Source organism: Rhodococcus sp. B10 (assembly GCF_011770055.1).
Classification (GTDB): domain Bacteria; phylum Actinomycetota; class Actinomycetes; order Mycobacteriales; family Mycobacteriaceae; genus Rhodococcoides; species Rhodococcoides kyotonensis_B.
In genome coordinates this window covers 39,341-63,973 of the sequence record NZ_JAAFYV010000037.1, presented here as the reverse complement: position 1 = coordinate 63,973, position 24,633 = coordinate 39,341, and the positions used below count along the sequence as shown (strand labels likewise).

Genomic DNA, 24,633 nt, shown 5'->3' with positions numbered 1-24,633 from the left:
CGCCCGAACACCCGGCCCGCCCGAACACCCGGGCGACCGGCGAACCCGAGGGCGCCCCGCGCCACGAGTCACGTGTTCGTTCGTTCGAACGACACAGCTTTTCGTGTCGACTCCTCCTGTTCGCGCAGTTCGCGCCCGCTGGGTTTCGCCGAAGTCCGCCAGAACGGAAAGACGCACCCCCGCAGGGCGTTACAGTGGTTCGTGGAAGGAGTCGAGACAACGGCTCACCTCCCATCTAGGAGTGCCCGCATGTCCGAGGACGCCGACTTCGACACGGAGATCGATGCCGCGTGGGAGCGATTCTGTGCCCGGCTCTGCACCTACATCGAGAACATGGAGACCGGCGATCTACTGACCATCTGTCCGGGTGGTGGGAAACGCCGGGACGACCTGTACCTGACGGTGGCGAACGAACTCGGCGGCCGTCTCGTCGGTGACGCGGCGATGAACGGGCCTCTCGCAGCGGCTGTTTCGTACGAGCACGCGACACTGCTGGCCGAACAGGGGTGGACCGACTACGACGTCGGCGACGGCCTGCAACGCACTTTCCGTGTCGAGGCGCATGCTCACTCCCTGGCACAGGCAGTCGTCGTGCTCATCAGAGACGTACGCGGGATTGCGCACCCGTCGTTCCTGGCCGCCAGTGCAGTCGGCGCACCGGTCACACGGGTCTTCGACAGCGGTTCACAGCTGAAGGATTGGACGGTCGACCCCGTACGGGCTCGTTTGTTTGCCGAGGTGGATACCGCTCTCGAATCGATCACCGGGTCCGCGCCGGTCCGTGACGACGATGGCGATGTCATGTTCGAGGCAGGACGGCACACCGCCTACGCAAGGATTCTGGACAAGGAACCGGTCGTCGAGCTGTATGCCGTGTTCGCGATTCACACGCGAGCCCCCACCGTGGACTCCGTCGTGGTGGACCTGTCCACGTCGTGGCCGGATATCAAATTCCTGCCCAACCACACTCACGTCGTGGCGTCGACACGCGTCGACTGCGCGCCGGTCGTGGAGGAACATCTCGGGCGGCGCCTCGGCATGTTCTTGAAGTTCGTCGAGCAGGAGGGCGACGAGATCACCGTCAGGTTGTCCAGGGATGCCGGAATGCGTGTACCCACCCACGCGTTGCTGTCCGACCAGTTCAGACGAATGCGACTGGCAGACATGGATGCCGCCTCATTGACGTTCACGGTCGGATACGAGGCTCGCGAGCTCGGGTTCAGCTCTCCGATGCTGCACGACGCGATGGCCCTCGCAGCTGCCGCTCACTTCCATCAGAGGCGTGCCGGTAGCGAAACAGCAAGCGACCCGTACATCGTCCATCCGCTTCGAAACGTGTTGCGGCTCGTACGATTCGGGTGCACAGACGAGGTCGTTTTGGTGGCGGCCGCACTGCACGACACGGTCGAGGATCAGACCGACAGAATCGTATCGTTGCTCGACGCGGGCACACCGGCGACCCATGACAATGCGCTGGCCGTCATCGCGCGCCACTTCTCACCGTCGGTGTCAGCTGTGGTGGCTTCCGTTACCAATCCTACTAACCTGCAAAGCCTTTCGACGGACGAGAAGAACCGCGCCTACGCCGAACATGTTGCGGCCGCGATCACGGATCCGCGGGTATTTCTGGTCAAGCTGTCGGACTTCATCGACAACGCGGGCAGCGTGGAGTATCTCGCCGACGAGAGCAAGCAAATCAGACTGCGCGACAAGTACTCTCCGATGGCCCAGATATTCCTCGACGCACGTGAAACTTTGGGAGCCTCGCTGAACCTGACTGCCGAGGGCACGCGCCGTCTCGATGCCCGCCTGGGTCGGTTGGCGCGGGCGCTGGGGTGACCCGCCCGTGTCACGCCAGTGCCCAGCCCACGATTGCGGCAACGATGCAGAGGAAGAAGATCATCGCGATGATCTCCTCCGCCGTATCGTTGCCGCCCTTCTTGCTCACTCTCCGCGCGCGGCGCGACGGTCTGCGTCGGAAAAGCCCGCCGCGGGAGGCGCGCCCATCACTCGCATCGCAGCGCGTTTGCGGTCCTGGTAGTTGGCGACCGAGTCGAACGCCGCGGTGACTCCGACGGTCGTCGACACATAGGTCATCGACTTGTCCGGCGCGAAGCCCAGGTCGGTGCCGACGTCGACCGCGTCGATGTTGGACCCCAAAAACACGAAGTCCCACTGGTAGTCACGTTCCTGCTGCTCGATGAGCGCACGCACAGCCGTATTCGTCCATTCGCGGCTGGCGTTCTCGTGCCCGTCCGTCATCACCAGGACCGTCACGGAACCGGGGCGCTGATCTTCGGGCAGGGCCGACAGTTCGGCGCCGACCTCGGTGACGAGACGTCCGATGGCGTCGTACAACGCGGTGGTGCCACGGGGTTCGAGGACCAGTGGCGGAACATCGGCGATAGGCCGCGAGCTGTAGACCACCTCGTACCGATCGTCGAACTGCGCAAGCGTGACGACGGTATCGCCCTCCTGCGCAAGTTCTTTCGCGATGAACGAGTCGAAACCACCGCGCGTGTCGTCGGCTATCGACTGCATCGAACCCGAGCGATCGAGCACTGCAGCAACAAGAGACAACTGAGGATTGGTCAACGGAACCTCCGGAGGGGAAATGCGCCCGAGATGACGCGATAACTCATGATGGGCGAACCATACCGAGGGGTACCGACAGAAACTCCGATCCTCGGACTGTCAGCTGCTACCAAGCGACATTTCGTACACCGTACGGTACGATGCGTCGGCACAGTCCGGCGAAAGGTGAGCATCGTCCATGACCACGACCGACACCCTGTCCACGATCATTGTCCGAGGCGCACGGGAGAACAATCTCCACGACGTCGACCTCGATCTACCCAAGCACTCGTTGATCGTCTTCGCCGGAGTGTCCGGCTCCGGTAAGTCCTCGCTCGTGTTCGACACGATCGCCGCCGAAGCGCAACGTCAGATCAACTCGACGTTCACCGCGTTCGCGCAGACATTCCTGCCGTCGTACGGTAGGCCGGACGCGGACCTCATCGCCAATCTGTCCGCCGTCGTCATCGTCGACCAGAAGCGTTTGTTCGGTGGCCCACGCTCGACCGTCGGCACCATCACCGACATCGGCGACTGGCTTCGCATGCTGTGGTCGCGCGGGGTGCAACCGTCGATCGGATACGCCAACGCCTTCTCCTTCAACGACCCGGCGGGCATGTGCCCCGAATGCGAAGGACTCGGCGAGGCCAAGGTGATCGATCTCGCCGAGTTGGTCGACGAGTCGAAATCGTTACGCGAGGGGCCGTTCAAGCACCCGGACTTCGAGCCCGGCAAGTGGCCGTACCGCGTGTTCGCCGACTCCGGATTCTTCGACCTCGACGTTCCGATCGAGCAGTATTCGGCACGAGAGCGTCACCTGTTCTTCGACGCCCAGCCAGGCGAGGTGACGGTTCCGAATCCCGACGCCGTCATGAAGAGTTACGAAGGCATCATCTCTCGCTTCCGGCGCAGCTACCTGTCGAAGGATACCGATGCACTCAAGGGCAAGGCCAAAGCCGCCTTCGAACGCATCGTCACACGTGGAATCTGCGACGCGTGCGGCGGCACCCGCTACAACGACACCATTCGCAGTGCGACGCTGGAAGGGCTGTCGCTTCCCGACGCGTTCGCCATGCAGGTGTCCGACCTCGCCGAACGTCTCGACGGCTGGAGCTTGAAGGGTCTCGACGGCCCTCGCCAGGAGATCGTGCTGCAGCTACGCCGCCTCGTCGACCTCGGTCTCGGCTACCTCAGCCTCGACCGTGCGACGTCGTCGCTGTCCGGTGGTGAATCGCAGCGCATCAAGATGGTGCGTCACCTCGGCTCGACGCTCAACGACATGCTGTACGTGTTCGACGAACCCACCACAGGCCTTCACCCGCGCGACGTCCACCGCCTGAACGACATGCTGCTCGCGCTGCGCGACAAGGGAAACACCGTCCTGGTCGTCGAGCACGATCCCGAAGTAATGGCCATCGCCGACCGAATCGTCGAAATCGGGCCGGGCGCAGGCAAAGCAGGCGGAACGGTCGTCTTCGAGGGAACGTACGACGAGCTGCGGTCCGCCGACACCCGGACCGGAATCGCCCTGCGACGAGAAGGCGCGACGACGCAGCCCCCGCGCACCGCAAGGGGTTTCGTGTCCATCGCGAACGCGGCGACACACAACCTTCGCGACGTCAGCGTCGACATTCCACTCGGGGTCCTGACTGCAGTCACCGGCGTGGCCGGATCGGGTAAGTCGAGTCTGATTCACGGACACCTACGTTCGGTCGCGGAGGACGCCGTCATCATCGACCAAGCGCCCATCCGCGGCTCCCGTCGATCCTCCCCCGCCACCTACACCGGCCTGCTCGATCCGATCCGCGCATACTTCGCGAAGAAGACCGGCCAGCCCGCGTCGTTGTTCTCCCCCAACTCCGACGGCGCGTGCCCGGATTGCCAGGGCAGCGGCATCATCTTCACCGATCTCGGGTTCACCGATCCCGTGACGAGCATGTGTGAAACGTGCCAGGGCAGGCGATTTCGGTCGGGCGCGATCAAGCACACCGTCGACGGCGTGAGCATCGCAGACATCTTCGAGATGTCCGTCGAGGATGCGCAGGACTTCTTCGAGGTCAAGAAAATACGCGACATTCTGCATCGCTGCTCCGACGTCGGACTCGGGTATCTGTCTCTCGGACAGAACCTTTCGTCCCTGTCGGGTGGCGAGCGTCAGCGACTCAAGCTCGCGACGGAGTTGGTGGGGTCGTCGCCGATCCTCGTTCTCGACGAACCCACGACCGGACTGCACCCGTCGGACGTATCGAAGTTGATCGCATTGCTGTCCGGGATGGTCGACGAGGGTCGCACCGTCATCGTGATCGAACACAACCTCGACGTCGTCGCGGCTGCGGACTGGGTGATCGACCTCGGGCCCGACGGCGGACACAACGGAGGTGAGATCGTGTTCACCGGTACGGTCGACGCGCTGGTGAAGTCCGATACACACACCGGCATCTATTTGGCGAAGAGTCTGGGCCGCTAGCTTACCTACAGGTAAGTTCGAGCAGCATGAGCCTGACTGAGATCGCACGTGCCGCCTACACGACGCTCGAACCCTTTCACGTGTCGGCTTACTTCAACCCCCAGGTAAGGGAGGCGGGTGACGAACTGGGACTCGACGGGCACGCCTGGTACGTCGGTGCCCGAGCAGCACCGATGAGTGAGACCGTCGCCAGTGTCGTCGCGGCGGCGTTCTACAACTTCAACCCCGCCATGATCGAGAAAGCATGGCCTGCTGCCGTCGGCGCCGGGTTGGACAGGGTGTCGGATCGACGGTGGGCGATGCTCGACTCGGTCCTCGGTGATGCACTGGGTTCTCGTACTGGCGACTCCGAACTGGTCGAGGTTGCGAAGCGGCTCAGGCACATCGGCGACACCGCGGTGTTCGCCGGCCGTCCACTCGCCGCCGCCTGGCATTCGGCGACCGCACCGGACGCGCCGCACCTTGCGTTGTGGCACGCGATCACCGTCATCCGGGAGTGGCGCGGCGACGGCCACATCGCAGCACTGGTCGACGCGCAGCTGGACCCGACCGAGGCCGTCGTCTTCCACGAAGCCTTCCACCCCGAACCGAAGGCCCGACGCGTCCTCGGAAAGCGGATCACCCAGCTGACTCGCCAATGGTCGGACGACGAATGGGACGCAGCATTCGATCGCCTCGCCACGCGAAACCTGCTGACGCGCACCGACGCAGGCGAAGCATTGACCGACGACGGCGTCGCACTCGATGCACACATCGAGGCCAGGACCGATGCACTGGCGTCGAGCATCTGGCGCGACGTGCCCGATGCCGAGGACCTGATCATCCGTGTGCGGCCCTACGTCAAGGCCGTGATCGACGCGGGCATCCTGCCGGGGACGAAGAAGCGCTGACGGGTGGGCATGGTGTACCAGTTACGGTCGGTCGAATGCGGGATTTCGTGCGTCGAATGGCAGCAGTGGTACACCATGCCCACCGTGGTCACTCGCCCCGGCGATAAGCCTCTCGCACGACATGCTCGGCGATTGCGAGCGACGAGGTAGCGCCCGGCGACGGTGCGTTGCGTACGTGGAGGATCCGCGCGCTACCGGTGATGACGAAGTCGTCCTCGAGGCTGCCGTCGCGGTTCATCGCCTGCGCACGAATTCCGCGAGGGCCGCGTCGGACGTCCTCGACGGAGATGGCGGGGACGTATCGACGCGCTTGCTCGACAAAACCCCGTGTGCTGAGCGCGGTTCGGGTCTCGCGTACTGCGGCTGGGATGTTGCGCGCGGCGAATCTCCAGAACCCGGGGAAGCCGATGGCGTCGGCCACGTCCTTCGGCGACAGCGTCCGACGGTCGTAGGATTCGCGACCGAGCGACAGAAAAGCATTGGGACCCAACGTCACATCGCCCTGAATCGTCTTGCTGACATGCACGCCGAGGAACGGGTACTTCGGGTCCGGCACCGGATAGATCAACCCGTTCACCAACGCCGACTTCTCGGGTGACAGCAGGAAGTAATCGCCGTAGAACGGCACGATCTTCGGAAACGACGACTCCCCTGCTGTCACGGCGAGGCGGTCCGACTGCAGACCAGCGCATGCGATGACCCGGTCGAATCGGTTTGCACCAGAGCGGGTCTGAACGTCGACGCCAGCGGCCCGCTCGGCCAGATCCGTCACTGCGGTACGCAGCCGGATCTGCCCGCCGAACGCCGTGATGTCCTCGGCGAGCGCGCGCGTCATGCCCGGATAGTCGACGATCGCCGTTTCCGGGGAATGCAGCGCCTTACGACCGCGGGCGTGCGGTTCGATCGCGCGTATGTCCTCCGCTTCGATCAGCTTGACGCCGGGAACACCGTTGGCCAGCGCTCGCTCGTGGATGGCGTCGAGGCGCCGGCATTCGACCTCGGTGTGCGCGACGACGATCTTGCCGCACTTGTCGAACGCCACGCCCTTCTCCGCGACGAAATCTTCGAGTAGTGAAACGCCGCGGCGGCACAGCCTTGCCTTCAGGCTGCCCGGCTCGTAGTAGAGGCCCGCGTGCACGACGCCGCTGTTGTGACCGGTCTGATGCGCTCCGACGGAGGCCTCCTTCTCGAAGACGGTCACCTCGACGCCCCTCGACCTCATCAGCTCCCGAGCAACCGCGAGCCCGATGATTCCACCCCCGACAACCGCGACCTTGCTTCGCGCCACGTCCCCACCTCGCGTCGATGCTCCGATGACCGGGCCATTCTCACACGGGCCGCGGCGTGTAGAAGTTTTTTCTGTCGGCGGGAATTGATACCTTGTCGAGCACGTTAGTTGAGTCGAAGACGCTCAAGCTTCCGTAGGAGGAACACGAATGCCGGCATACCTGGGGCCCGAAGGCCCTCGTCGCATCGATATCAGCCGTCTGATGAGCAGGTCCACCCAGTCGCTCATCGGCGACGCGGCCACGTTCGCTGCCGGACGCGGCGACGCCGAACTCGATGCGTTGCACGTGCTGCACGTCATGGCACAGAACGATCCCACCCGCAGCCTTATGCAGCGCGCAGGTGTCCAATCCCCCGCCGTCGTCGACGCGGTGGAGTTGCGGCTGCCGCAAGGCGGCGGCTCGGTGAATGCCACTGCCCTGAGCAGCACGTTGAAGACCGCGATCCTCGAGGCGCACCACATCGCGCAGTCGCTCGGATCGACGTACATCGACCCCGAACACCTGTTCCTGGCGTTCGCTGCCGATCAGGATCACATCGCCGGCCGCCTGCTGGCGTCGGAGGGAATCACCCCTGAGGGGCTGCAGACCGCGCTCAAGGGCGGAACGGTCGAACCCGCGTCGAATTCCGAGACGCCCACGCTCGACAAGTTCGGCGTCGACCTGACCGAACGTGCCCGACAGGGCGGTGTCGACCCGGTCATCGGCCGTACCGACGAAATCCAGCAGACCATCGAGATCCTGTCGCGTCGCACCAAGAACAACCCGGTGCTCGTCGGTGAGGCAGGCGTCGGCAAGACCGCCGTCGTCGAGGGCCTCGCGCAGCGCATCGTCGACGGCGACGTGCCCGAGCGCCTGCAGGGCAAGCGCATCGTTCAGCTCGATCTGTCGTCCATGGTCGCCGGTACGCGCTACCGCGGCGACTTCGAAGAGCGGCTGACCAAGGTGATCGACGAGATCTCCGCACACAAGGACGAACTCGTCGTCTTCGTCGACGAGGTTCACACCATTGCGGGTGCAGGCGGCGGCGCCGACGGCGCCATGGATGCCGGAAACATCCTCAAGCCCAAGCTCGCTCGCGGCGAACTGCACATCGTCGGTGCCACCACACTCGACGAGTACCGCACCAACATCGAGAAGGACCCCGCTCTCGAGCGTCGGTTCCAGCCGGTGACGGTGCCCGAACCGAGCGTCGACGACGCCAAGGCCATTCTCACCGGGCTGCGTAGCCGGTACGAGGAGCACCACGGTGTTCGGTACACCGACGACGCGATTGCCGCTGCCGTCGACCTGTCCGATCGCTACATCGGCGACCGGTTCCTGCCCGACAAGGCCATCGACCTGATCGACCAGGCCGGCGCCCGTAAGCAGCTGACCCGTCCGGTCGTCGACAGTGCTGCGATCGAAAAGCAGCTCGCCGCACTGGAAGTGGAGAAGGAACAGGTCATCGCTCGCGAGGACTACGAGCGTGCGTCGCAGATCAGGGACGAGGTATCGACGCTGCAGGGGCGGCTGAACGGAACGGTTGCCGACGCTCCCGACGTGACCGCCGAGGACATCGCCGACGTCGTTTCACGTGCAACCGGCATCCCCGCCAGCCAGATGACGCAGGAGGAGAAGGAACGTCTGCGTCGCCTGGAAGCGGAACTGCACGAACGCGTCGTCGGACAGGACGAAGCAGTGAAGGCCATCGCCCGTGCGGTGCGTCGTAGCCGGACCGGTATGAGTAATCCGGATCGTCCCGTCGGCAGCTTCCTGTTCCTCGGTCCGACCGGTGTCGGCAAGACCGAGCTCGCGAAGGCGCTGGCTGCGTCGTTGTTCGGTGACGAGAAGAAGATGCTGCGCCTCGACATGAGCGAGTTCGGCGAACGGCACACCGTGAGCCGTCTCGTCGGTGCGCCTCCCGGATACATCGGCTACGGCGAGGCGGGTCAGCTGACCGAGCAGGTTCGACGCAACCCGTACTCGGTGGTGCTGCTCGACGAGATCGAGAAGGCACACCCCGACGTCTTCGACACGCTGCTACAGGTGCTCGACGACGGCAGGCTCACCGACGGGCAAGGCCGCACGGTCAACTTCCGCAACACCGTGGTGATCATGACGAGCAACCTCGGCTCGGACATCATCTCCAGCAAGTCCGGTGGTCTGGGGTTCACGACGGGCGAGCAGGACGAGAAGCCTCTGCGCGACCGGGTGATGGGTCGGCTGCGTGAATCGATGCGGCCGGAATTCCTCAACCGCATCGACGAGATCGTGGTCTTCCGCAAGCTCGACACCGAGCAACTGCACCGGATCACCGACCTCATGCTGGAGGAGAGCCGGGAACGGTTGTCGGCCAAGGGTATCGAGATCACGTTCAGCGACTCGGCGGTCGACTGGTTGGCACGGAACGGGCACCAGCCCGAGTTCGGTGCGCGGCCGTTGCGTCGCTCGATCCAGCGGGCGCTCGACGACCGGATCGCCGATCTGCTGCTCGACGACATCCTCACCGAGGGTGGCACCGTGTCGGTGGACGTCGCAGACGACGAGTTGGCATTGAACGTCGCCTAGTGACAATCGAAGCCGCCCGTGTACTTCCGAGTACACGGGCGGCTTCGTCGCGTTCTGACCGAACAGTCCTGGAACACGCTCTGCTGCATGTGACACCCGCGCGCACCGAGGCCGCCTCGCCGGACGCCTGATGTAGACGCTCACCGAATCGCCAGCCGCACGTCGTTTTGCCAGCAATTCAGGCCGCACCTGGCAACATGGTGAGCACCTGCGGGGATACGGACAACACTCCCGCGCGCTATGTTCGACGATGACCCCCTCAGCGTCGAAGGAGCAGCCGTGGCCGATACGTCGTCGTACATCTCGAAGCAGGACCAGCTGGAGATCAGCACCTACACCTGGCCGACACGGAAGACTCCCATCGGCGTCGTACAGATCGCGCACGGACTCGCCGAGCACGGCAGCCGCTACGCGCGATTCGCCGAAGCTCTGAACGATGCGGGATTTCAAGTCGTCGCCTCAGATCATCGCGGCCACGGTTCGTCGATCACCGACACACCTGGAGACCTGGGGTCGTTGGGGTTCCCCGCACTGTGGGCGGACATCGAGCAGCTCGGCGAACACCTGCTGGAGATCTACCCGGACCTGCCACTGTTCTTGTTCGGGCATTCGATGGGTTCGTTTGCGGCGCAGCACGTTCTGGTCGAGCGATCCGACCTGTATGCGGGCGTGGTCCTGTCGGGATCGTCGGCGATCGATGTACTCGCAGCAGGCATGGCGGACGCCCCCGCCGGTGATCTGAGTGTGTTCAACAGCGCCTTCGAGCACCGCACCGGGTACGAGTGGCTGTCGCGCGACGAGGCGGAGGTGGACGCCTATGTCGCCGACGCGTTGTGCGGGTTCGACCTTCCCGCCGCCACCGTCCCGGCATTGTTCACCGAGGCCGACAAGCTTGCCGACCCACACAAGCTCGAAGAGGTTCGCTCCGAGCTGCCGCTGCTGATCGCGTCGGGTTCGGACGATCCGCTCGCCGGTGGCGGACAGCTCGTCGAATTACTCGGGTCGCGCTACCGCGAGGCAGGCTCGAGCGACGTCACCGTCACGATCTACGACGGCGCCCGCCACGAAATTCTGAACGAGACGAACCGCGACGACGTCACCGCCGACATCGTCCGCTGGCTGACCGACAGGGCGACCGGCTAACGGCGTCGTAGATTCACGGGCTGCCCGTCCTCGGGGAAGGGCAGCGACGTGAAGTTCAGTGGCGCAGTGTAATTCGGGTCCACACTCCACTCGAACCGCCTCAACAGGTGGAACATGATGGTCTTGATCTCCGCACCCGCGAAGTACATGCCGATGCACTTGTGGACCCCGCCGCCGAACGGTTCCCACGCGTAGCGGTGCACCTTGTCCTCGCGCCGCTCCGTGGAGAACCGTTCCGGGTCGAACTTCTCCGGATCCGGCCAGTACTGCGCCATGTGGTGCGTGAAATGCGGCGCCACGGACGCGTACGTGCCAGCGGGGATGTACTTGCCCTGCACCACGGTGTCTTTCACTGCGCGGCGCGCGACGACGGGCGTCGGCGACACGAGCCGCAGACACTCCTTCATGACCAGATCGATGTCGACCAGTTCATCCAACTGCTGCAACGTCGGCGAATTCGTTTGAAGCGCAAGCGCCTCCGCGCGACAGCGTTCGCGCCACTCCGGATGCTGGCCGAGATACTGCATCATCGTCGACAGCGTGATGGTCGACGTGTCGTGTGCGGCCATGAGCAGAAAGATCATGTGGTCGATGACTTCGTCGTCGGTGAAGCGTTGCCCGGTATCGGATTCGATGTGGCACAACACCGAGAAGAGGTCGTCGGTCTCGTTGTCGCGTCGCGCCGGCAGGTAGCGCCGGAAGAACTGCTCGAGCACCCTGCGCCCGTCGAGACCTCGCTTCCACCTGGTGCCGGGAACCCGATATCGGACGATCGACGTCGCAGCCTGAACACAGGCCACGAAACTCGCGTTGATCGTGTCGATTTCGGCTTCCGTGCTGCCTTCGGCACCGCCCATGAAGATGTTCGTCGCGACATCCAGTGTCAACGCCTTGAGCGCAGGGTAGACACGGAAGTCGGCGCCCGGCTCCCAGTGGTCCAACCCTTCGGCGACGACCGGGTTCAACGCGTCGACCGACTTCGCAATACGCTGCCGGGTGAACGCCTGTTGCATGATGCGCCGGTGGCGCAGATGTTCGTCGTCGTCGAGCAGCATGAGCCCGCCGTGAAAGAACGGCCCGATCAGCAACGACCACCCGTCGCTGTTGACGAATGCCTTGTCCTTGTTCTGAAGAACTTCCTGGCACGCGTCGGGCCCGAGAACCGTGATCCACCGCTGGCCCGCCATGGTCAACCACGACACGTCGCCGTATTTCTCCCAGCGACTTCCGAACAACTTGAGTGGATCCCTCATGTATTCGAGGGTGTGTCCGACGATGGGCACCCCGCCGTCGCCGCGCACGGCGTCGAGCAGCGAGTCGGCGGGTGGGGCAGCGAGCATTCGAGCCATGGCGAACCTCCCGTAATCTGACAGGACGTCATGTCAGATGGATGTAGTCTGCGTCACATCTGCTGCATCTGTCAACATCGACACATGACCCCGACGACGCGTCGCTACGCCGGAATGAGCGCCGACGACCGCGCAACCGAACGTAGGTCCCGACTGCTCGACGCCGGGTTGGACGTCTTCGCCGACGCAGGCGCGAAGGGTGCGACGATGACCGCGATCTGCGCGCGGGCCAAACTCACCGAGCGATACTTCTACGAAAGCTTCAGCAGCAAGGACGAATTGCTGCGCCAGGTGGTCGACATGGTGTCCGACGAGATCCGAGTCGCCGCACTTGCCGCGCTCCATTCGTCCGACGGCACCGTCGAAGCCCGAGTGCGGCAGGCAATCACCGCATTCGTGACCGTGTTGACCGACGACCCGCGCAAGGGGCGAGTCGCCATGATCGAGTCACTCGCCGTCGACTCGTTGCGCCGATATCGTCGAGAATCGTTGCGCGACTTCGCCCGCCTGGTAGCAGACCAAGCTCACGAACTGTACGGCAGCGACGCATGGCCCGAGCCACGGTCGGAGATCAACGGCCTGCTGTTCACCGGCGGTCTCGCCGAACTGATCATCGCGTGGCTGAACGACGAGATCGACGTGACGCCGCAGCAGATCGTCGAGTCCGCGACCTACCAGTTCATCTCCACATCGCATCGACCACGGTAGCTACAGTGGATTCGGTGGCCCACGCTCACCGCTCCAGGCAATCGACACCCCCGGACAAGACGTGCGCGTCGTGCGGCCGCCGAATCGAATGGCGCAAGAAGTGGGAGCGACACTGGGATGACATCAAGTACTGCAGCGACGCGTGCAGGCGGCGCAAGGTGACATCCTCGGATCACGACCTCGAGAACAAGATCAGAGAATTGCTCGACGCCCGTTCCCGCGATGCGACCATCTGTCCGTCCGAGGTCGCCCGGGCGATGTCCGACGACAACTGGCGCGACCTGATGGAGCCGGTACGTCGCGCCGCCCGCCGGATGGTCGACGCAGGCGAGGTCGAGATCGCGCAGAAAGGTTCGGTCGTCGACCCGTCGACAGCCAAGGGTCCCATCAGAATTCGCTGGGCGGCTACGCCGCCCGTGCGCGAATAGTTGGCCCAGGTTGCAACTATCCGCGCACGGGTGCGGAGCGCAATCAGCGCACGAGCCCCGCAGCGGTCCCGGCGTCGATGATCAGCGACGACACCAGTCCGGATTTCAGCACGGCTCGGACGGCCGCGACCTTCGCTTCACCCGCCGCAATGGCAATGACGTGCTCGATGCCGCGCAGGCCGTCCTCCGACACGCCCATCCGCCGGTCGTCCAACCCGTGCACGCGGTTTCCTTCCGCGTCGAGCAGTAGCGCACAGGACTCGGCCACCACACCTTTCGCCGTCCAGTCCCTCGCCTCCGACGGCGTCAGCAAGTCGTACACCTGCGACAGACCCGGCCCCCACGCGCCGATGGAGACAACGGCTTTCGTCACCGAGGCATGGTGACGCAACGTCTCCTGAATTCCCCGACTGCTGCTCAGCGCAGCGCACGTGCGGGCGTCGGACACGACGAGCGGCGCGTACATCGACCACGCCTGCCCTCCCCCGAGTTCGGTGATTCGACGCACCAGTTCGGCGGATGTCGCACCGACGGCACCCGCCATGCCCGTCAACTGCACGACGTCGCATTCGGCGATGGCGTCGAGATGCGTCGTCATCCGGGACAACGTTCGACCACAGTCGACGCCGAGTACGTCTGCGGGCGTGACGATTTCGCTCAGCAGCTCAGCGGTGACGCGACCCACCGCGTCCCACAGCTCGTCCTGACCGTCACTGGCGGTACGGACCGCGAACGCCATCCGCAATCCGAACTCGTCCCTCAGTGCGCGCGAAAGTTCGATGTCGATCGATTCCGGGGCGTGCACGGTGATCTCGACCATTCCCGACGCGACGGCGTCCTCGAGAATGCGAGCCACCTTGAAGCGGGAAAGACCGAACTCGTCCGCAATCTGAACCCGTGTACGTCCGTCGACGTAGTACCGACGCGCAATCAATCCCCGCTGGACGAGTTCCTCCGGCCCAACTCTGCGGACCTCGGACTCCTGCGGCATCCCCCCACCTTTCGCTGTCAATGACACCATCATCATCACATGTGCTCATTTGAGCAAGCTGATTGACACATGAGCATGGACCAAGCATGATCCTCTTCACTATGCATGTGAGCAGTGAGGTACGACATATGAGCAAGCTCGACGACGCCGAACTTCGGCGTCTCGCGCACACCGTGTTGGTCCGGGAGGCCGTCGGCCTGTCGAACCTCGCGGATACCGTCGAGCCCAGCGTCGTTCGCGTCGCCCGCGCCGTGGTCGAGACGTCCGGCAAGGTCATCACCACCGGGTCAGGAACGTCGGGAATCATGGCCGAGCGCCTCGCCCATTTGCTGTCCGTCTGCGGCGCACCCGCCCTGTACCTGCCCGCGATGGATGCACTGCACGGCGGAATGGGCGCGATCGAGACATCCGATCTCGTGCTCGCCATCTCCAAGACAGGGCGCTCGTCCGAGCTCACTCGACTGGTGACCCGCCTCGTCGAGCGCGGGGTTCGTGTCGTCGCCGTCACCGAGTCCGTCGAATCCCCCTTCGCGTCAGCGGCCACCGACATCGCGGAACTCCCTGCAACCGAGCCCGATTCCGACCCGGGAGACATGATCGCCATGGCGAGCACGCTCGCAGTCGGCGCATGGGGAGATGCGGTCGGCGTCGTCGCCATGTCGTTGAGCGGCCACACGATGCACGACGTCGTGAACTCGCACCCGGCCGGTGGCGTCGGAACTCGCGACGATGTCATGTCCGCGTCGAACGAACCGGTGGTCGGACTGTGACGCGACAGGTCGTCGTCGGTGTCGACTCGTCCACTCAATCGTGCAAGGCCGAGGTACGCGACGCCCAGTCGGGCGAATTGCTCGCCTCCGGGTCGGCGCCTCATACTCCCGCGTTCCCACCGTGCAGCGAGCAGGATCCGCGTTCGTGGTGGGAGGCGCTGGTGGTCGCCGTCCGGGCTGCGCTCGCCGCTGCCGGCGACGTGCAGGTGACCGCGCTGTCCGTCGCGGCACAGTGCCACGGCCTGGTGATGCTCGACGCCGAAGGTGAGCCGCTGCGTCCCGCGAAACTGTGGAACGACACCACCGGCGCGGAGCAGCTCGCAAAGCTCGTCGAGGCAATCGGTGGCCCGAAGTGGGTGCGCCGCATCGGTTCCCTTCCGACCGCTGCATTCACCATCGCGAAACTCGCGTGGGTCGCCGAACACGAACCCGCGACGCTGGACGCCACGCGTCGAATCCTGTTGCCGCACGACTACTTGACCTTCCGGCTCACCGGTCGCGCCGTCACCGATCGATCCGACGCGTCCGGCACCGGCTACTTCGACGCGACGACGTCGACCTGGCTGCCCGAATTCCTCGATGCGGCCGCGGGTCCACGCGACTGGCTGCCGATGCTCCCGACCGTCCTCGGAGGCGCCGAGCCCGCCGGGGCACTGACCGATTCCGCGGCCACCGAGCTCGGTCTCACCCGTTCCGTGCTCGTCGGAGCAGGTGCGGGCGATCAGCATGCCGCATACCTCGGACTCGGTCTGAGCGACGGCGACCAGTACATCGGTCTCGGTACGTCCGGCGTGTTCGCCACGTCGACGCGCACACCGGTGTTCGACGAGGCAGGCATCGTCAACGGCGTCGCTGACACCACCGGCGGGTACTTGCCGCTCGTCTGCACGCTCAATGCAGCCCGAGTGGGTGATACCGCCGCCCGGATCCTGGGAACCGACCACGCCGGGCTCGCCGCTCTCGCCCTCGCCGCCGAACCCACCGTCGGCCCGACGCTCGTGCCGTTCCTCGACGGCGAGCGGACGCCGAACCGTCCCTACGCACGGGGCCTGCTCTCGGACCTCACGTCGGCGACGACGCGGGAGGAAATGGCGCGCGCGTTCCTCGAAGGTCCGCTGCTGTCTCTTCTGGCCGGTCGAGACGCGTTGCGCTCGTTCGGTATCGACTGCGACGGCCCGCTCACGGTCGTCGGCGGTGGCGCCCGGTCACCGGCCACGCTCCAGCTGCTCGCCGACCTCTCCGGCGACACCGTCACCGTCCCCGACGCCGACGAAGCGACGGCACGTGGTGCATGCGTGCAGGCCGCAGCCGTAGCAGCGGGCGTCGACGAGGCGGGGATGGTCGAACTCGCACGGCGATGGACCCCACCCGCACGGACGACCGTCTCGCCGCGGGAGACCACCCGGGACATCACCGAGGTCCGCGCACGCTGGGCGGCAGCAACTGCCGTCGACGCACTGGACCGGCGGGACAACGCATGACGATCACGCTGGCTCCCTGGCACGTCGGGTACGAAAAGCACTTGGCGGGGAGCGTGTACGCCGCAGCACCAGGACTCCGGACGCAGGCCGCCGAGGCACTCGTGGCGGCAGGGATCGCGGTGCACGTCGACGTCATGGCGCCCGGCGAAGGTCTCCCCGTCGGCGTCACACTGGACGAACTGGACGAGCTCGCTGCCACCGTGCCGCACGACATGCTCGGAGTGCACCTCGTCGGAAGCGCAGACGGAGTCCGCGCCATGCTCCCTCGTATCCCCGACGTGGGCGATCTGTACGTGCCGCTCGGCACACCCGGTATCGGCTCGGCGCGAGTGTGGGCGGCGATCTGGGACGAGGTCGACGAGGCGAGCGCATCGATGGTCGATCTGACCGGCTACGACGGAGCGCTGCTCATGCTCCTCGAACCTGGAACATCGGGAGTTGCCGACCCCGATCGCCTCTCGATCGCCACAGCCCTCGCACGTCGGATCGACGTCACACTCGACGGCGGAGTGACCGAACATCTGATGCCTGCATGCCTGAGCACCGGTGCGTCGACCGCCGTCGTCGGCCGTGCCCTCCTCCTCGATTCCCCTCTGCCAGAAGGACACTGATGACCACCGCAACACCGACACCGCCCGCATCGTCGATGCGCGCGAGTGTGATGACGGGCGTGCGCACGCTCGAGATCGAAGATCGCCCCGTTCCGACGCCTGCACCGAACGAGGTGCTCGTCGAGGTCGCGGCAGTGGGCGTCTGCGGTTCGGACGTTCACTACTATCGCGAAGGCCGCATCGGCGATTTCGTGGTTCACGACCCGATGATTCTCGGCCACGAGCTGTCCGGACGGATCGCTGCCGTCGGCGAGGGTGTCGACGAGAGCCGCATCGGCCAACGCGTCGCCGTCGAACCGCAACACCCGTGCCGTCGCTGCGCGCAGTGCATGGCCGGGCGCTACAACCTGTGCCCCGACATGAAGTTCTATGCGACGCCTCCTGTCGACGGCGCCTTCTGCCGCTACGTCACGATCGACGCGGACTTCGCCCACCCGGTTCCGGATTCGCTGTCCGACGAGGCCGCAGCACTGCTCGAGCCACTGTCGGTTGCCGTCACCACGATGCGCAAAGCCGGGATCGCTCCCGGGTCGTCCATCCTGATCGCAGGGGCCGGCCCCATCGGCATCATCACCGCACAGGCCGCGCGCGCTTTCGGTGCTGCACGAATCGTCGTCTCCGACCCGGTCGCCTCGCGGCGCGAGCGCGCCCTGACCTTCGGCGCCACCGAAGTGATCGATCCGACGGTCGACGACGTCGCCGCGCTCGATCCCCAGGTCGACGCATTCGTCGACGCCAGCGGTGCCGTCCCGGCCGTGCAGAGCGGCATCCGCGCCGTCGGACCTGCCGGGCGCGTCGTTCTGGTCGGAATGGGCGCCGACGACTACCCCCTCCCCGTCAGTCACATCCAGAACCTCGAGATCACGGTCACCGGCGTGTTTCGCTACACCGACACCTGGCCCGCTGCAATCCATCTCGCGTCCTCCGGACTGGTCGATCTCGACCGGCTCGTCACCGGACGCTACGACCTCGAACACGTCGCCGACGCGCTCGAGAGCGACACCGACCCTGCCAGCCTCAAGTCGATAGTGGTGCCTGCATGAGCAACAATCCCTTTGATCTGACCGGACGTACCGCGATCGTCACCGGCGGCAACCAAGGACTTGGACGCGCGTTCGCGTTCGGTCTCGCCGCAGCGGGCGCCAAGGTCGCCATCGCCGGACGCAGCGCGGAACGCAACGAGAAGGTCGTCGCCGAGGCCGCAGCCGAAGGCCACGAGTTCGCGGCCATCACAGCCGACATCACCCGGCACGCCGACGTCGAGCGGATGACCGCCGAGGCGATCGACAAGCTCGGTCACGTCGACATTCTCGTCAACAACGCCGGAACCTGCTACCACAACGATTCGTGGGACGTCACCGAAACCGAATGGGACAACGTCTTCGACCTCAACGTCAAAGCGTTGTGGGAGTGCAGCATTGCCGTCGGCGCTCACATGCGCGAGCGTAAGAGCGGGTCGATCGTCAACATCGGTTCCATGTCGGGCATCATCGTCAACCGCCCGCAGATGCAGCCGGCCTACAACGCGTCGAAGGCCGCCGTACACCATCTCACCAAATCCCTTGCCGCCGAATGGGGCCCGCTGGGCATCCGCGTCAACGCCGTGGCCCCCGGCTACTGCAAGACCGAGATGGCTCCGGTGGACCGTCCCGATCTCAAGCGCTACTGGATCGACGACGCACCCATGCAGCGATACGCGATGCCCGAGGAAATCGCTCCGAGTGTCGTGTTCTTGGCGAGCGACGCAGCGAGTTTCATCACCGGTTCGGTTCTCGTCGCGGACGGAGGATACACAGCATGGTGAGCACCGAGGTGTCCACCGTCCGGCGCATCCTCGTCGAAGGCATCGACAGCGTCAGCGTCGAGACGGTCGCGACTCCGGAGGCGGCGACCGGAGAAGTCCGCGTACGCAGCACCGTCGTCGGCATCTGCGGATCCGATGTCCACGCCGCACACGGTCGGCATCCGTTCATCGACCTTCCGTTTCGGCCCGGCCACGAGGTCGTCGGCGTCGTCGACGCAACCGGGGACGGTGTCGACGCATCCCTCGTGGGCACACGCGTCGTCGTCGAACCCAATCTCGCCTGCGGCCACTGCACTCAGTGCCTCGCCGGGCGTTACAACATCTGCGCCGAACTCGCGGTGTTCGGGTGCCAGACACCGGGCGGCCTGACCGACGCGTTCACGATCGCTGCCGACCGCGTGATCCCTCTCGACGACGCACTCGACGACCGCCACGCGGCCCTCATCGAGCCCCTGGCCACCCCCGTTCACGCTGTCCGACGGGCCGCGACACTCGTCGACGGACTCGACGGCAAACGCGTCGCAGTGTTGGGCGCGGGGCCCATCGGATTGTTCGTGCTGCTCGCAGCACGTCGTGCAGGTGCGACCGTCGTCGTCGCAGATCTCCTGGAGTCCAAACGCGCTCGGGCGCAACGGCTCGGCGCTGTCGGCAGTTTCGACCCGGCCGCTACGGACGCCGTCGCCACCGCGAAAGAAGCCCTCGGCGGGCCTGCCGACGTCGTCATCGACTGCGTCTCGCGGGAATCGTCGGTCGCTCAGGCAGTCGACCTCGTGGACAAGGGCGGCGTCGTCCTGATCGTCGGCGTTGCTGCCGGCGCGACGGCGGTGCCCCTCGACCTCGTTCAGGACCGCGAGATCATCGTCGCCGGGTGTCTGATGTACGTCCGCGAGGACGTGCAGGAGGCCATCGACATGCTGACCGAAGGCCTCGTCCCGATCGACGAGTTCGTGACCGGCGAATTTCCGCTCGATCGCGCCGCCGACGCGTTCACGGCGTCGACCGATCCAGAACACGTCAAGGTACTCATCACCGTCGGAGGACGACCGTGACAGGGCTGCTCGAATGTCGGGAAGTGACGAAGAGTTTCGGTGGGGTGCCTGTGCTGAAGGGCATTTCACTCGAGCTGGAGCCCGGGACCGTCACTGCTCTGGCGGGTGAGAACGGCGCAGGCAAGTCCACTCTGATGAAGATCGCGACCGGTCAGATCCGCGCCGACACGGGGACTGTCACGATAGGCGAGCACACCTTGTCCGCCGGCGACCCGAGGGATGCCGTACGGCACGGTGTGGCCATCGTGCCGCAAGAACTGGCGTCGATCGACGACATGACGGTGTACGAGAACATGTTCGTCGGCCGCGAGAAGCGCCGCGGCTTCTTCCTGGACCGCCGCGCGATGATCGACGAGGCAGCGAAAGCGCTTGCGGTGTTCGACGTCTCGATCTCGCCGACCGCACGGATGGGCAGTCTGCCCGTCGGCCTGCGCCAGATCATCGAGATCGTCAAGGCCGCGCGGACGGGCGCGCAGGTCGTCATGCTCGACGAGCCGACCTCTGCGATCTCCGAGCGCGAGGTCGAGGGTCTCTACAAGGTCATGAAGCAATTGCGCGATCGCGGTGTCGCCATGGTCTACACGACCCACAAGATGGCCGAGATCCGTGCCATCGCAGACCGAGTCGTCGTGCTGCGCGACGGAAAGCTCATCACCGACGAGAAGCTCACCGACATCACCGACGACGAGATCGTCACCGCGATGATCGGACGTGAACTCGAAACACTGTTTCCCGACGTCGTATCCGGCACGGGTGACGTCGTCCTCGAGGTCGAGAACCTGCACGTTTCAGGCGCTTCGGCTCCGGTGAACTTGACGGTGCGGCGCGGCGAGATCGTCGGTCTGGCCGGACTCGTCGGCGCCGGCCGCACCGAACTGCTCGAAGCACTGTTCGGTATGCGCGCGGTGACGTCGGGAACAGTCAAGGTGGACGGTCGCACGGTCCAGAAAGGCAAGCCCGCTGCGGCCATCACCGCAGGCATGGCGATGGTTCCCGAGGATCGCAAGATCAACGGCGTAGTCCTGTCGATGAGTGTGTTGGACAACGGATCACTGCCCAGACTGTCGAGCTTCAGCATCGCCGGTTGGCTGCGAAACAGGACGCGCACCAAGACGGTCTCCGACGCCATGGAGTCGGTGCGGCTGCGCAGCCGAGGAATGGGACAGTCCGTCGGTACTCTTTCCGGCGGAAATCAGCAGAAAGTCGTGCTGGCGCGGTGGTTGACCGGTACCGTCAACGTACTGCTACTCGATGAGCCCACTCGTGGCGTCGATGTCGGGGCCCGCTCCGAGATCTACCGCATCATCACCGAATTCGCCAGTCGCGGAATGGCTGTCGTGATGGCGTCGTCGGACATGCCGGAGATCGTTGGACTGTCGCACCGCGCGTTCGTCATGCGCGACGGCGCGTTCGTCGGCGAACTCGATCGGGACGCACTCGATCACCCCGAAGTTCAAGACTCGGTCTTCCGCATGGCGACCGCCCTGGACACACGTAGCGAAAACCCTGCGGCCCTTGACCGGTCGCCACTCGAGGAGGCACAACAGTGACAACACCCGTCGCTGAACCGGACGCCAAGACGTCCGTCTCGGCAACGACCGGAGAACCGGTGCGCCGATTCTCCGGCGCGTGGGCCGGAGCTCTGGCATTGCGTTATTCCATGGTCATCGTCATGCTGCTGGTGATCGGCTACTTCTCCTACCGCAGTGCTCGTTTCGGCACCGTCGACAACCTGCAGACCATCCTCGTGGCGGCCGCACCGTTCGCGTTGATCGCTCTCGGGCAGACACTCGTCATTCTCACCGGTGGCATCGACCTGTCGGTCGGCAGCGTCATCGCAGTCTCGGCCATGGCGTCCGCCGCCGTGGCCAAGGCCAACCCGGGCCAAATCTGGATGACGGTACTCGTGGCCGTGGCCGTCGGACTCGTCGCCGGTTCGATCAACGGTTATCTCGTTTCTCGCATCAATGTGCCCCCGTTCATCGCAACACTCGGTATGCTCACGGCCGGTTCGGGTTTCGCGTACGTGATCGGCGGTGGCGCACCGATCAACGGCCTTCCGTCCGAGTTCGGGCAGATCGCCAACACCAAGATCTTCGGAATTCAGATTCCGGTGCTCGTGATGATCATCGGAATCCTCGTGCTGGCCGTCGTCATGAAGCGAACCGCGTACGGCATGCGGGTCTACGCCGTCGGCGGCAACCGCACGGCGGCCGAGATTGCCGGCATCAACGCCAAGAACGTCCTGTTCAGCGTCTACGCGCTGTCAGGCGTGCTCGCGGGATTGTCGGGTGTCATGCTTGCCTCTCGCGTCATCTCGGGCCCGCCGAATCTCGGTCAGGGATACGAACTCGACGCGATCGCCGCGGTCGTCATCGGCGGCGCGAGCCTCATGGGCGGACGCGGAACCATCTGGGGTACCGCGCTCGGCCTGTTCATGATCCAAACGCTCAACAACGGTCTCGACCTTCTCGTCGTCCCCGCCTACTGGCAGGACGTCATCAAGGGCGTGCTCATCGTCGCCGCGGTGTCGGTCGACGTCTGGTCGTCGAAACGAAGAACCTGACCGATCTTTTCCGAACCCTCGCACAACCATCCACCGATCTGGAGATGACAATGAAGTTTGCTTCCAAAGTGCTGACCGTGGCCGCCGCAGGCGCGCTCACTGTCGGCCTCACCGCCTGCGGCGCAGGTGATACGAGCGCTCAGGACGGCAAGACTCGTATCGGCGTCACCGTCTACGACATGAGCTCGTTCATCACCGCGGGCAAGGAAGGTATGGACACCTACGCCGCGGCGAACGACATCGAGTTGCTGTGGAACTCCGCCAACAACGACGTCTCGACGCAGGCAAGTCAGGTGGACTCGCTGATCAACCAGGGCGTCGACGCGATCATCGTCGTGCCTGCCCAGGCTGATTCGCTCGCCCCGCAGGTCCAGTCCGCCAAGGACAAGGGAATTCCGGTCATCGCAGTCAACGCAGCACTCGAGACCGATCAGATCTCCGGCAACGTCCAACCCGACGACGTCGCCGCAGGCGCGCAGGAAATGCAGATGATGGCCGACAGGCTCGGCGGACGCGGCAACATCGTCATCCTGCAGGGCCCACTCGGCGGATCCGGTGAGATCAACCGTGGCGCAGGCATCGACCAGGTTCTCGCGAAGTACCCGGACATCAAGGTTCTGGCCAAGGACACCGCGAACTGGAAGCGTGACGAAGCCGTCAACAAGACGAAGAACTGGCTCTCCAGCTTCGGTGACCAGATCGACGGCGTTGTCTCGCAGAACGACGACATGGGCCTCGGTGCGCTGCAGGCACTGAAAGAAGCCGGACGCACCGACGTTCCGATCGTCGGCATCGACGGCATCGAGGACGGTCTGAACGCCGTCAAGAGCGGCGAGTTCATCGGCACGTCCCTTCAGAACGGCACCGTCGAACTGTCCGCCGGTCTCGCCGTCGCGAACCGCATCGCCAAGGGCGAAGAGGGCGACACCGCGCCGGTGTACGTCATGCCTGCCATCACCCAGGACAACGTCGACGTCGCCATCGAGCACGTCGTCACCGAGCGTCAGGCCTTCCTCGACGGTCTGGTCGAACTGACGAACAAGAACCTCGAGACCGGCGACATCGCCTACGAGGGAATTCCCGGTCAGTAGCTCGACCGAAGTCGATTTCACTTCGAGGCGGGGCGGTGCCCCTCCATGCCCGCCCCGCCTCGAACACCACTGCTCGAACGAAAGGTGTGCCCTGACATGACGTCCCTCCCCGCGCCCGTCGACTTCTCGTTCGACGGCATGGTGGCCGTGGTATCCGGCGGCGCATCGGGTATCGGCGCTGCCATCGGTGCAGCCTATGCGGCACAGGGCGCCACCGTGGTACTGCTCGATCGCGACGGCGACGCGGCCGCCAGGGCTGCGTCGGACATCGGCGCTCGCAGCGTTTCCTGCGACGTGGCCGACCGCGAATCGGTCCGTTCCGCAGTCGATTCGGTGATCGCCGACTTCGGACACGTCGACGTTCTGGTCAACTCGGCAGGCGTTGCGCGTCTGGCACCTGCCGAAGACCTGTCCGACGACTTCTGGAACCTCACCATCGACGTCAATCTCACCGGCACGTTCCTGATGTGCCAGGAGTTCGGTCGCGCCATGCTCGAACGCGGCTCGGGCCGCATCGTCAACATCGCCTCGCAGGCGGCCACCGTCGCCATCGAGGAACATGCCGCCTACTGCGCCTCGAAGTTCGGTGTACTGGGGTTGACGAAAGTCCTTGCCGCAGAATGGGCGGGGCGCGGCGTCACCGTCAACACCATCTCCCCCACCGTCGTCATGACGCCCCTGGGTCGTGAGGCCTGGTCCAACCCCAAGGGCGACGCTCTGCGCGCCCGCATACCGGTGGGCCGCTTCGCGGAAACCCACGACGTGACGTCGGTTGCGGTCTTCCTCGCCTCCCCCGGCGCAGCCATGATCAACGGCGCCGACATCCTCGTCGACGGCGGTTACACGATCTTGTAGTGCGGCTGCGCCACCCGTGC

Annotated in this window: 21 protein-coding genes and 1 pseudogene; 18 read left to right on the top strand and 4 right to left on the bottom strand. The window is 65.1% G+C overall.

All coding sequences use genetic code 11. The annotated features are described in order from the left end of the window. The first annotated feature begins 249 nt into the window (after nt 1-249). Nucleotides 250-1,839, top strand: coding sequence for an HD domain-containing protein (locus RhoFasB10_RS21385; RefSeq protein ID WP_167678464.1), 1,590 nt, complete (start codon nt 250-252; stop codon nt 1,837-1,839). 105 nt (nt 1,840-1,944) lie between these two features. Here RhoFasB10_RS21385 and RhoFasB10_RS21380 read toward each other — a convergent pair whose 3' ends face one another. After that, entirely contained in the window at nt 1,945-2,595 is a 651-nt protein-coding gene (locus RhoFasB10_RS21380; RefSeq protein ID WP_240931368.1) for a VWA domain-containing protein, read from the bottom strand. Nucleotides 2,596-2,773: 178 nt separating this feature from the next. Here RhoFasB10_RS21380 and RhoFasB10_RS21375 point away from each other — a divergent pair, with 178 nt between their 5' ends. Beyond that, nucleotides 2,774-5,041: an excinuclease ABC subunit UvrA gene (locus RhoFasB10_RS21375; RefSeq protein ID WP_167678462.1), complete on the top strand. Its 2,268-nt coding sequence runs from the start codon at nt 2,774-2,776 to the stop codon at nt 5,039-5,041. A gap of 26 nt (nt 5,042-5,067) precedes the next feature. Beyond that, nucleotides 5,068-5,931: a hypothetical protein gene (locus tag RhoFasB10_RS21370; RefSeq protein ID WP_167678460.1), complete on the top strand. Its 864-nt coding sequence runs from the start codon at nt 5,068-5,070 to the stop codon at nt 5,929-5,931. 88 nt (nt 5,932-6,019) lie between these two features. On the opposite strand, the gene lhgO is transcribed toward RhoFasB10_RS21370, so the two are convergent. After that, nucleotides 6,020-7,219 (bottom strand): L-2-hydroxyglutarate oxidase, encoded by a 1,200-nt coding sequence (gene lhgO / locus RhoFasB10_RS21365; RefSeq protein ID WP_068430247.1) that lies wholly within the window; start codon nt 7,217-7,219, stop codon nt 6,020-6,022. Nucleotides 7,220-7,367: 148 nt separating this feature from the next. Here lhgO and RhoFasB10_RS21360 point away from each other — a divergent pair, with 148 nt between their 5' ends. Both RhoFasB10_RS21360 and RhoFasB10_RS21355 read left to right on the top strand, forming a co-directional pair. Further along, entirely contained in the window at nt 7,368-9,767 is a 2,400-nt protein-coding gene (locus RhoFasB10_RS21360) for an ATP-dependent Clp protease ATP-binding subunit (protein ID WP_167678458.1), read from the top strand. 279 nt (nt 9,768-10,046) lie between these two features. Beyond that, entirely contained in the window at nt 10,047-10,910 is an 864-nt protein-coding gene (locus tag RhoFasB10_RS21355; RefSeq protein WP_346764452.1) for an alpha/beta hydrolase, read from the top strand. Here the strand turns inward: RhoFasB10_RS21355 and RhoFasB10_RS21350 are convergent. Next, on the bottom strand, nt 10,907-12,259 hold the full coding sequence (locus tag RhoFasB10_RS21350) for a cytochrome P450 (RefSeq protein ID WP_167678455.1): 1,353 nt from the start codon (nt 12,257-12,259) through the stop codon (nt 10,907-10,909). The two genes, RhoFasB10_RS21355 and RhoFasB10_RS21350, sit on opposite strands and share 4 nt — an antisense overlap. Nucleotides 12,260-12,343: 84 nt before the next feature. On the opposite strand from RhoFasB10_RS21350, the gene RhoFasB10_RS21345 reads away from it, so the two are divergent. The 3 genes and pseudogenes from RhoFasB10_RS21345 to RhoFasB10_RS26495 all read left to right on the top strand — a co-directional run bounded on the left by RhoFasB10_RS21345 (nt 12,344) and on the right by RhoFasB10_RS26495 (nt 13,395). Beyond that, a complete protein-coding gene (locus RhoFasB10_RS21345) occupies nt 12,344-12,967 on the top strand; it encodes a TetR/AcrR family transcriptional regulator (protein ID WP_174551486.1) in 624 nt (207 codons plus the stop codon). Continuing rightward, nucleotides 12,877-13,110 (top strand): annotated as a pseudogene (locus RhoFasB10_RS26830) (DUF2256 domain-containing protein); the annotation flags it as partial. The gene RhoFasB10_RS21345 and the pseudogene RhoFasB10_RS26830, both read left to right, overlap by 91 nt. 15 nt (nt 13,111-13,125) lie before the next feature. Further along, a complete protein-coding gene (locus RhoFasB10_RS26495) occupies nt 13,126-13,395 on the top strand; it encodes a DUF3253 domain-containing protein (RefSeq protein WP_346764453.1) in 270 nt (89 codons plus the stop codon). Nucleotides 13,396-13,438: 43 nt separating this feature from the next. Here the strand turns inward: RhoFasB10_RS26495 and RhoFasB10_RS21335 are convergent, their stop codons facing one another. Beyond that, complete coding sequence (locus RhoFasB10_RS21335) at nt 13,439-14,386, bottom strand: sugar-binding domain-containing protein (RefSeq protein WP_167678451.1); 948 nt, start codon at nt 14,384-14,386, stop codon at nt 13,439-13,441. A 128-nt stretch (nt 14,387-14,514) separates the two neighbouring features. On the opposite strand from RhoFasB10_RS21335, the gene RhoFasB10_RS21330 reads away from it, so the two are divergent. From RhoFasB10_RS21330 to RhoFasB10_RS21285, 10 genes are all read left to right on the top strand, one after another. Further along, the gene (locus RhoFasB10_RS21330; RefSeq protein ID WP_240931366.1) at nt 14,515-15,156 is read left to right on the top strand and encodes an SIS domain-containing protein; all 642 of its coding nucleotides are present in this window, start codon (nt 14,515-14,517) and stop codon (nt 15,154-15,156) included. Further along, on the top strand, nt 15,153-16,637 hold the full coding sequence (xylB, locus tag RhoFasB10_RS21325) for a xylulokinase (RefSeq protein ID WP_167678447.1): 1,485 nt from the start codon (nt 15,153-15,155) through the stop codon (nt 16,635-16,637). The genes RhoFasB10_RS21330 and xylB overlap by 4 nt, the downstream gene beginning before the upstream one ends. After that, a complete protein-coding gene (locus RhoFasB10_RS21320; protein ID WP_167678445.1) occupies nt 16,634-17,248 on the top strand; it encodes a hypothetical protein in 615 nt (204 codons plus the stop codon). Before xylB ends, RhoFasB10_RS21320 begins: the two co-directional genes overlap by 4 nt. Beyond that, complete coding sequence (locus tag RhoFasB10_RS21315) at nt 17,248-18,291, top strand: NAD(P)-dependent alcohol dehydrogenase (protein WP_167678443.1); 1,044 nt, start codon at nt 17,248-17,250, stop codon at nt 18,289-18,291. The genes RhoFasB10_RS21320 and RhoFasB10_RS21315 overlap by 1 nt, the downstream gene beginning before the upstream one ends. Next, nucleotides 18,288-19,052, top strand: a complete 765-nt coding sequence (locus RhoFasB10_RS21310) for a glucose 1-dehydrogenase (protein ID WP_167678442.1) — start codon at nt 18,288-18,290, stop codon at nt 19,050-19,052. The genes RhoFasB10_RS21315 and RhoFasB10_RS21310 overlap by 4 nt, the downstream gene beginning before the upstream one ends. Continuing rightward, the gene (locus RhoFasB10_RS21305) at nt 19,046-20,101 is read left to right on the top strand and encodes an alcohol dehydrogenase catalytic domain-containing protein (RefSeq protein ID WP_167678440.1); all 1,056 of its coding nucleotides are present in this window, start codon (nt 19,046-19,048) and stop codon (nt 20,099-20,101) included. Before RhoFasB10_RS21310 ends, RhoFasB10_RS21305 begins: the two co-directional genes overlap by 7 nt. After that, entirely contained in the window at nt 20,098-21,651 is a 1,554-nt protein-coding gene (locus RhoFasB10_RS21300) for a sugar ABC transporter ATP-binding protein (RefSeq protein WP_167678438.1), read from the top strand. The genes RhoFasB10_RS21305 and RhoFasB10_RS21300 overlap by 4 nt, the downstream gene beginning before the upstream one ends. After that, nucleotides 21,648-22,667 (top strand): ABC transporter permease, encoded by a 1,020-nt coding sequence (locus RhoFasB10_RS21295; RefSeq protein WP_068430212.1) that lies wholly within the window; start codon nt 21,648-21,650, stop codon nt 22,665-22,667. Before RhoFasB10_RS21300 ends, RhoFasB10_RS21295 begins: the two co-directional genes overlap by 4 nt. A 50-nt stretch (nt 22,668-22,717) precedes the next feature. Next, the gene (locus RhoFasB10_RS21290) at nt 22,718-23,758 is read left to right on the top strand and encodes a substrate-binding domain-containing protein (RefSeq protein WP_068430208.1); all 1,041 of its coding nucleotides are present in this window, start codon (nt 22,718-22,720) and stop codon (nt 23,756-23,758) included. A 96-nt stretch (nt 23,759-23,854) separates the two neighbouring features. Continuing rightward, nucleotides 23,855-24,613: a GolD/DthD family dehydrogenase gene (locus RhoFasB10_RS21285; RefSeq protein ID WP_167678436.1), complete on the top strand. Its 759-nt coding sequence runs from the start codon at nt 23,855-23,857 to the stop codon at nt 24,611-24,613. Nucleotides 24,614-24,633 lie beyond the last annotated feature (20 nt).

What these genes read in the sequence shown, in the direction of transcription:
- RhoFasB10_RS21385 (WP_167678464.1), top strand. Translation starts at nt 250, where the DNA reads ATGTCCGAGGACGCCGACTTCGACACGGAGATCGATGCCGCGTGGGAG.
- RhoFasB10_RS21375 (WP_167678462.1), top strand. Translation starts at nt 2,774, where the DNA reads ATGACCACGACCGACACCCTGTCCACGATCATTGTCCGAGGCGCACGG.
- RhoFasB10_RS21370 (WP_167678460.1), top strand. Translation starts at nt 5,068, where the DNA reads ATGAGCCTGACTGAGATCGCACGTGCCGCCTACACGACGCTCGAACCC.
- RhoFasB10_RS21360 (WP_167678458.1), top strand. Translation starts at nt 7,368, where the DNA reads ATGCCGGCATACCTGGGGCCCGAAGGCCCTCGTCGCATCGATATCAGC.
- RhoFasB10_RS21350 (WP_167678455.1), bottom strand. Translation starts at nt 12,259, where the DNA reads ATGGCTCGAATGCTCGCTGCCCCACCCGCCGACTCGCTGCTCGACGCC.
- RhoFasB10_RS21345 (WP_174551486.1), top strand. Translation starts at nt 12,344, where the DNA reads ATGACCCCGACGACGCGTCGCTACGCCGGAATGAGCGCCGACGACCGC.
- RhoFasB10_RS21335 (WP_167678451.1), bottom strand. Translation starts at nt 14,386, where the DNA reads ATGCCGCAGGAGTCCGAGGTCCGCAGAGTTGGGCCGGAGGAACTCGTC.
- RhoFasB10_RS21330 (WP_240931366.1), top strand. Translation starts at nt 14,515, where the DNA reads ATGAGCAAGCTCGACGACGCCGAACTTCGGCGTCTCGCGCACACCGTG.
- RhoFasB10_RS21320 (WP_167678445.1), top strand. Translation starts at nt 16,634, where the DNA reads ATGACGATCACGCTGGCTCCCTGGCACGTCGGGTACGAAAAGCACTTG.
- RhoFasB10_RS21315 (WP_167678443.1), top strand. Translation starts at nt 17,248, where the DNA reads ATGACCACCGCAACACCGACACCGCCCGCATCGTCGATGCGCGCGAGT.
- RhoFasB10_RS21310 (WP_167678442.1), top strand. Translation starts at nt 18,288, where the DNA reads ATGAGCAACAATCCCTTTGATCTGACCGGACGTACCGCGATCGTCACC.
- RhoFasB10_RS21305 (WP_167678440.1), top strand. Translation starts at nt 19,046, where the DNA reads ATGGTGAGCACCGAGGTGTCCACCGTCCGGCGCATCCTCGTCGAAGGC.
- RhoFasB10_RS21290 (WP_068430208.1), top strand. Translation starts at nt 22,718, where the DNA reads ATGAAGTTTGCTTCCAAAGTGCTGACCGTGGCCGCCGCAGGCGCGCTC.
- RhoFasB10_RS21285 (WP_167678436.1), top strand. Translation starts at nt 23,855, where the DNA reads ATGACGTCCCTCCCCGCGCCCGTCGACTTCTCGTTCGACGGCATGGTG.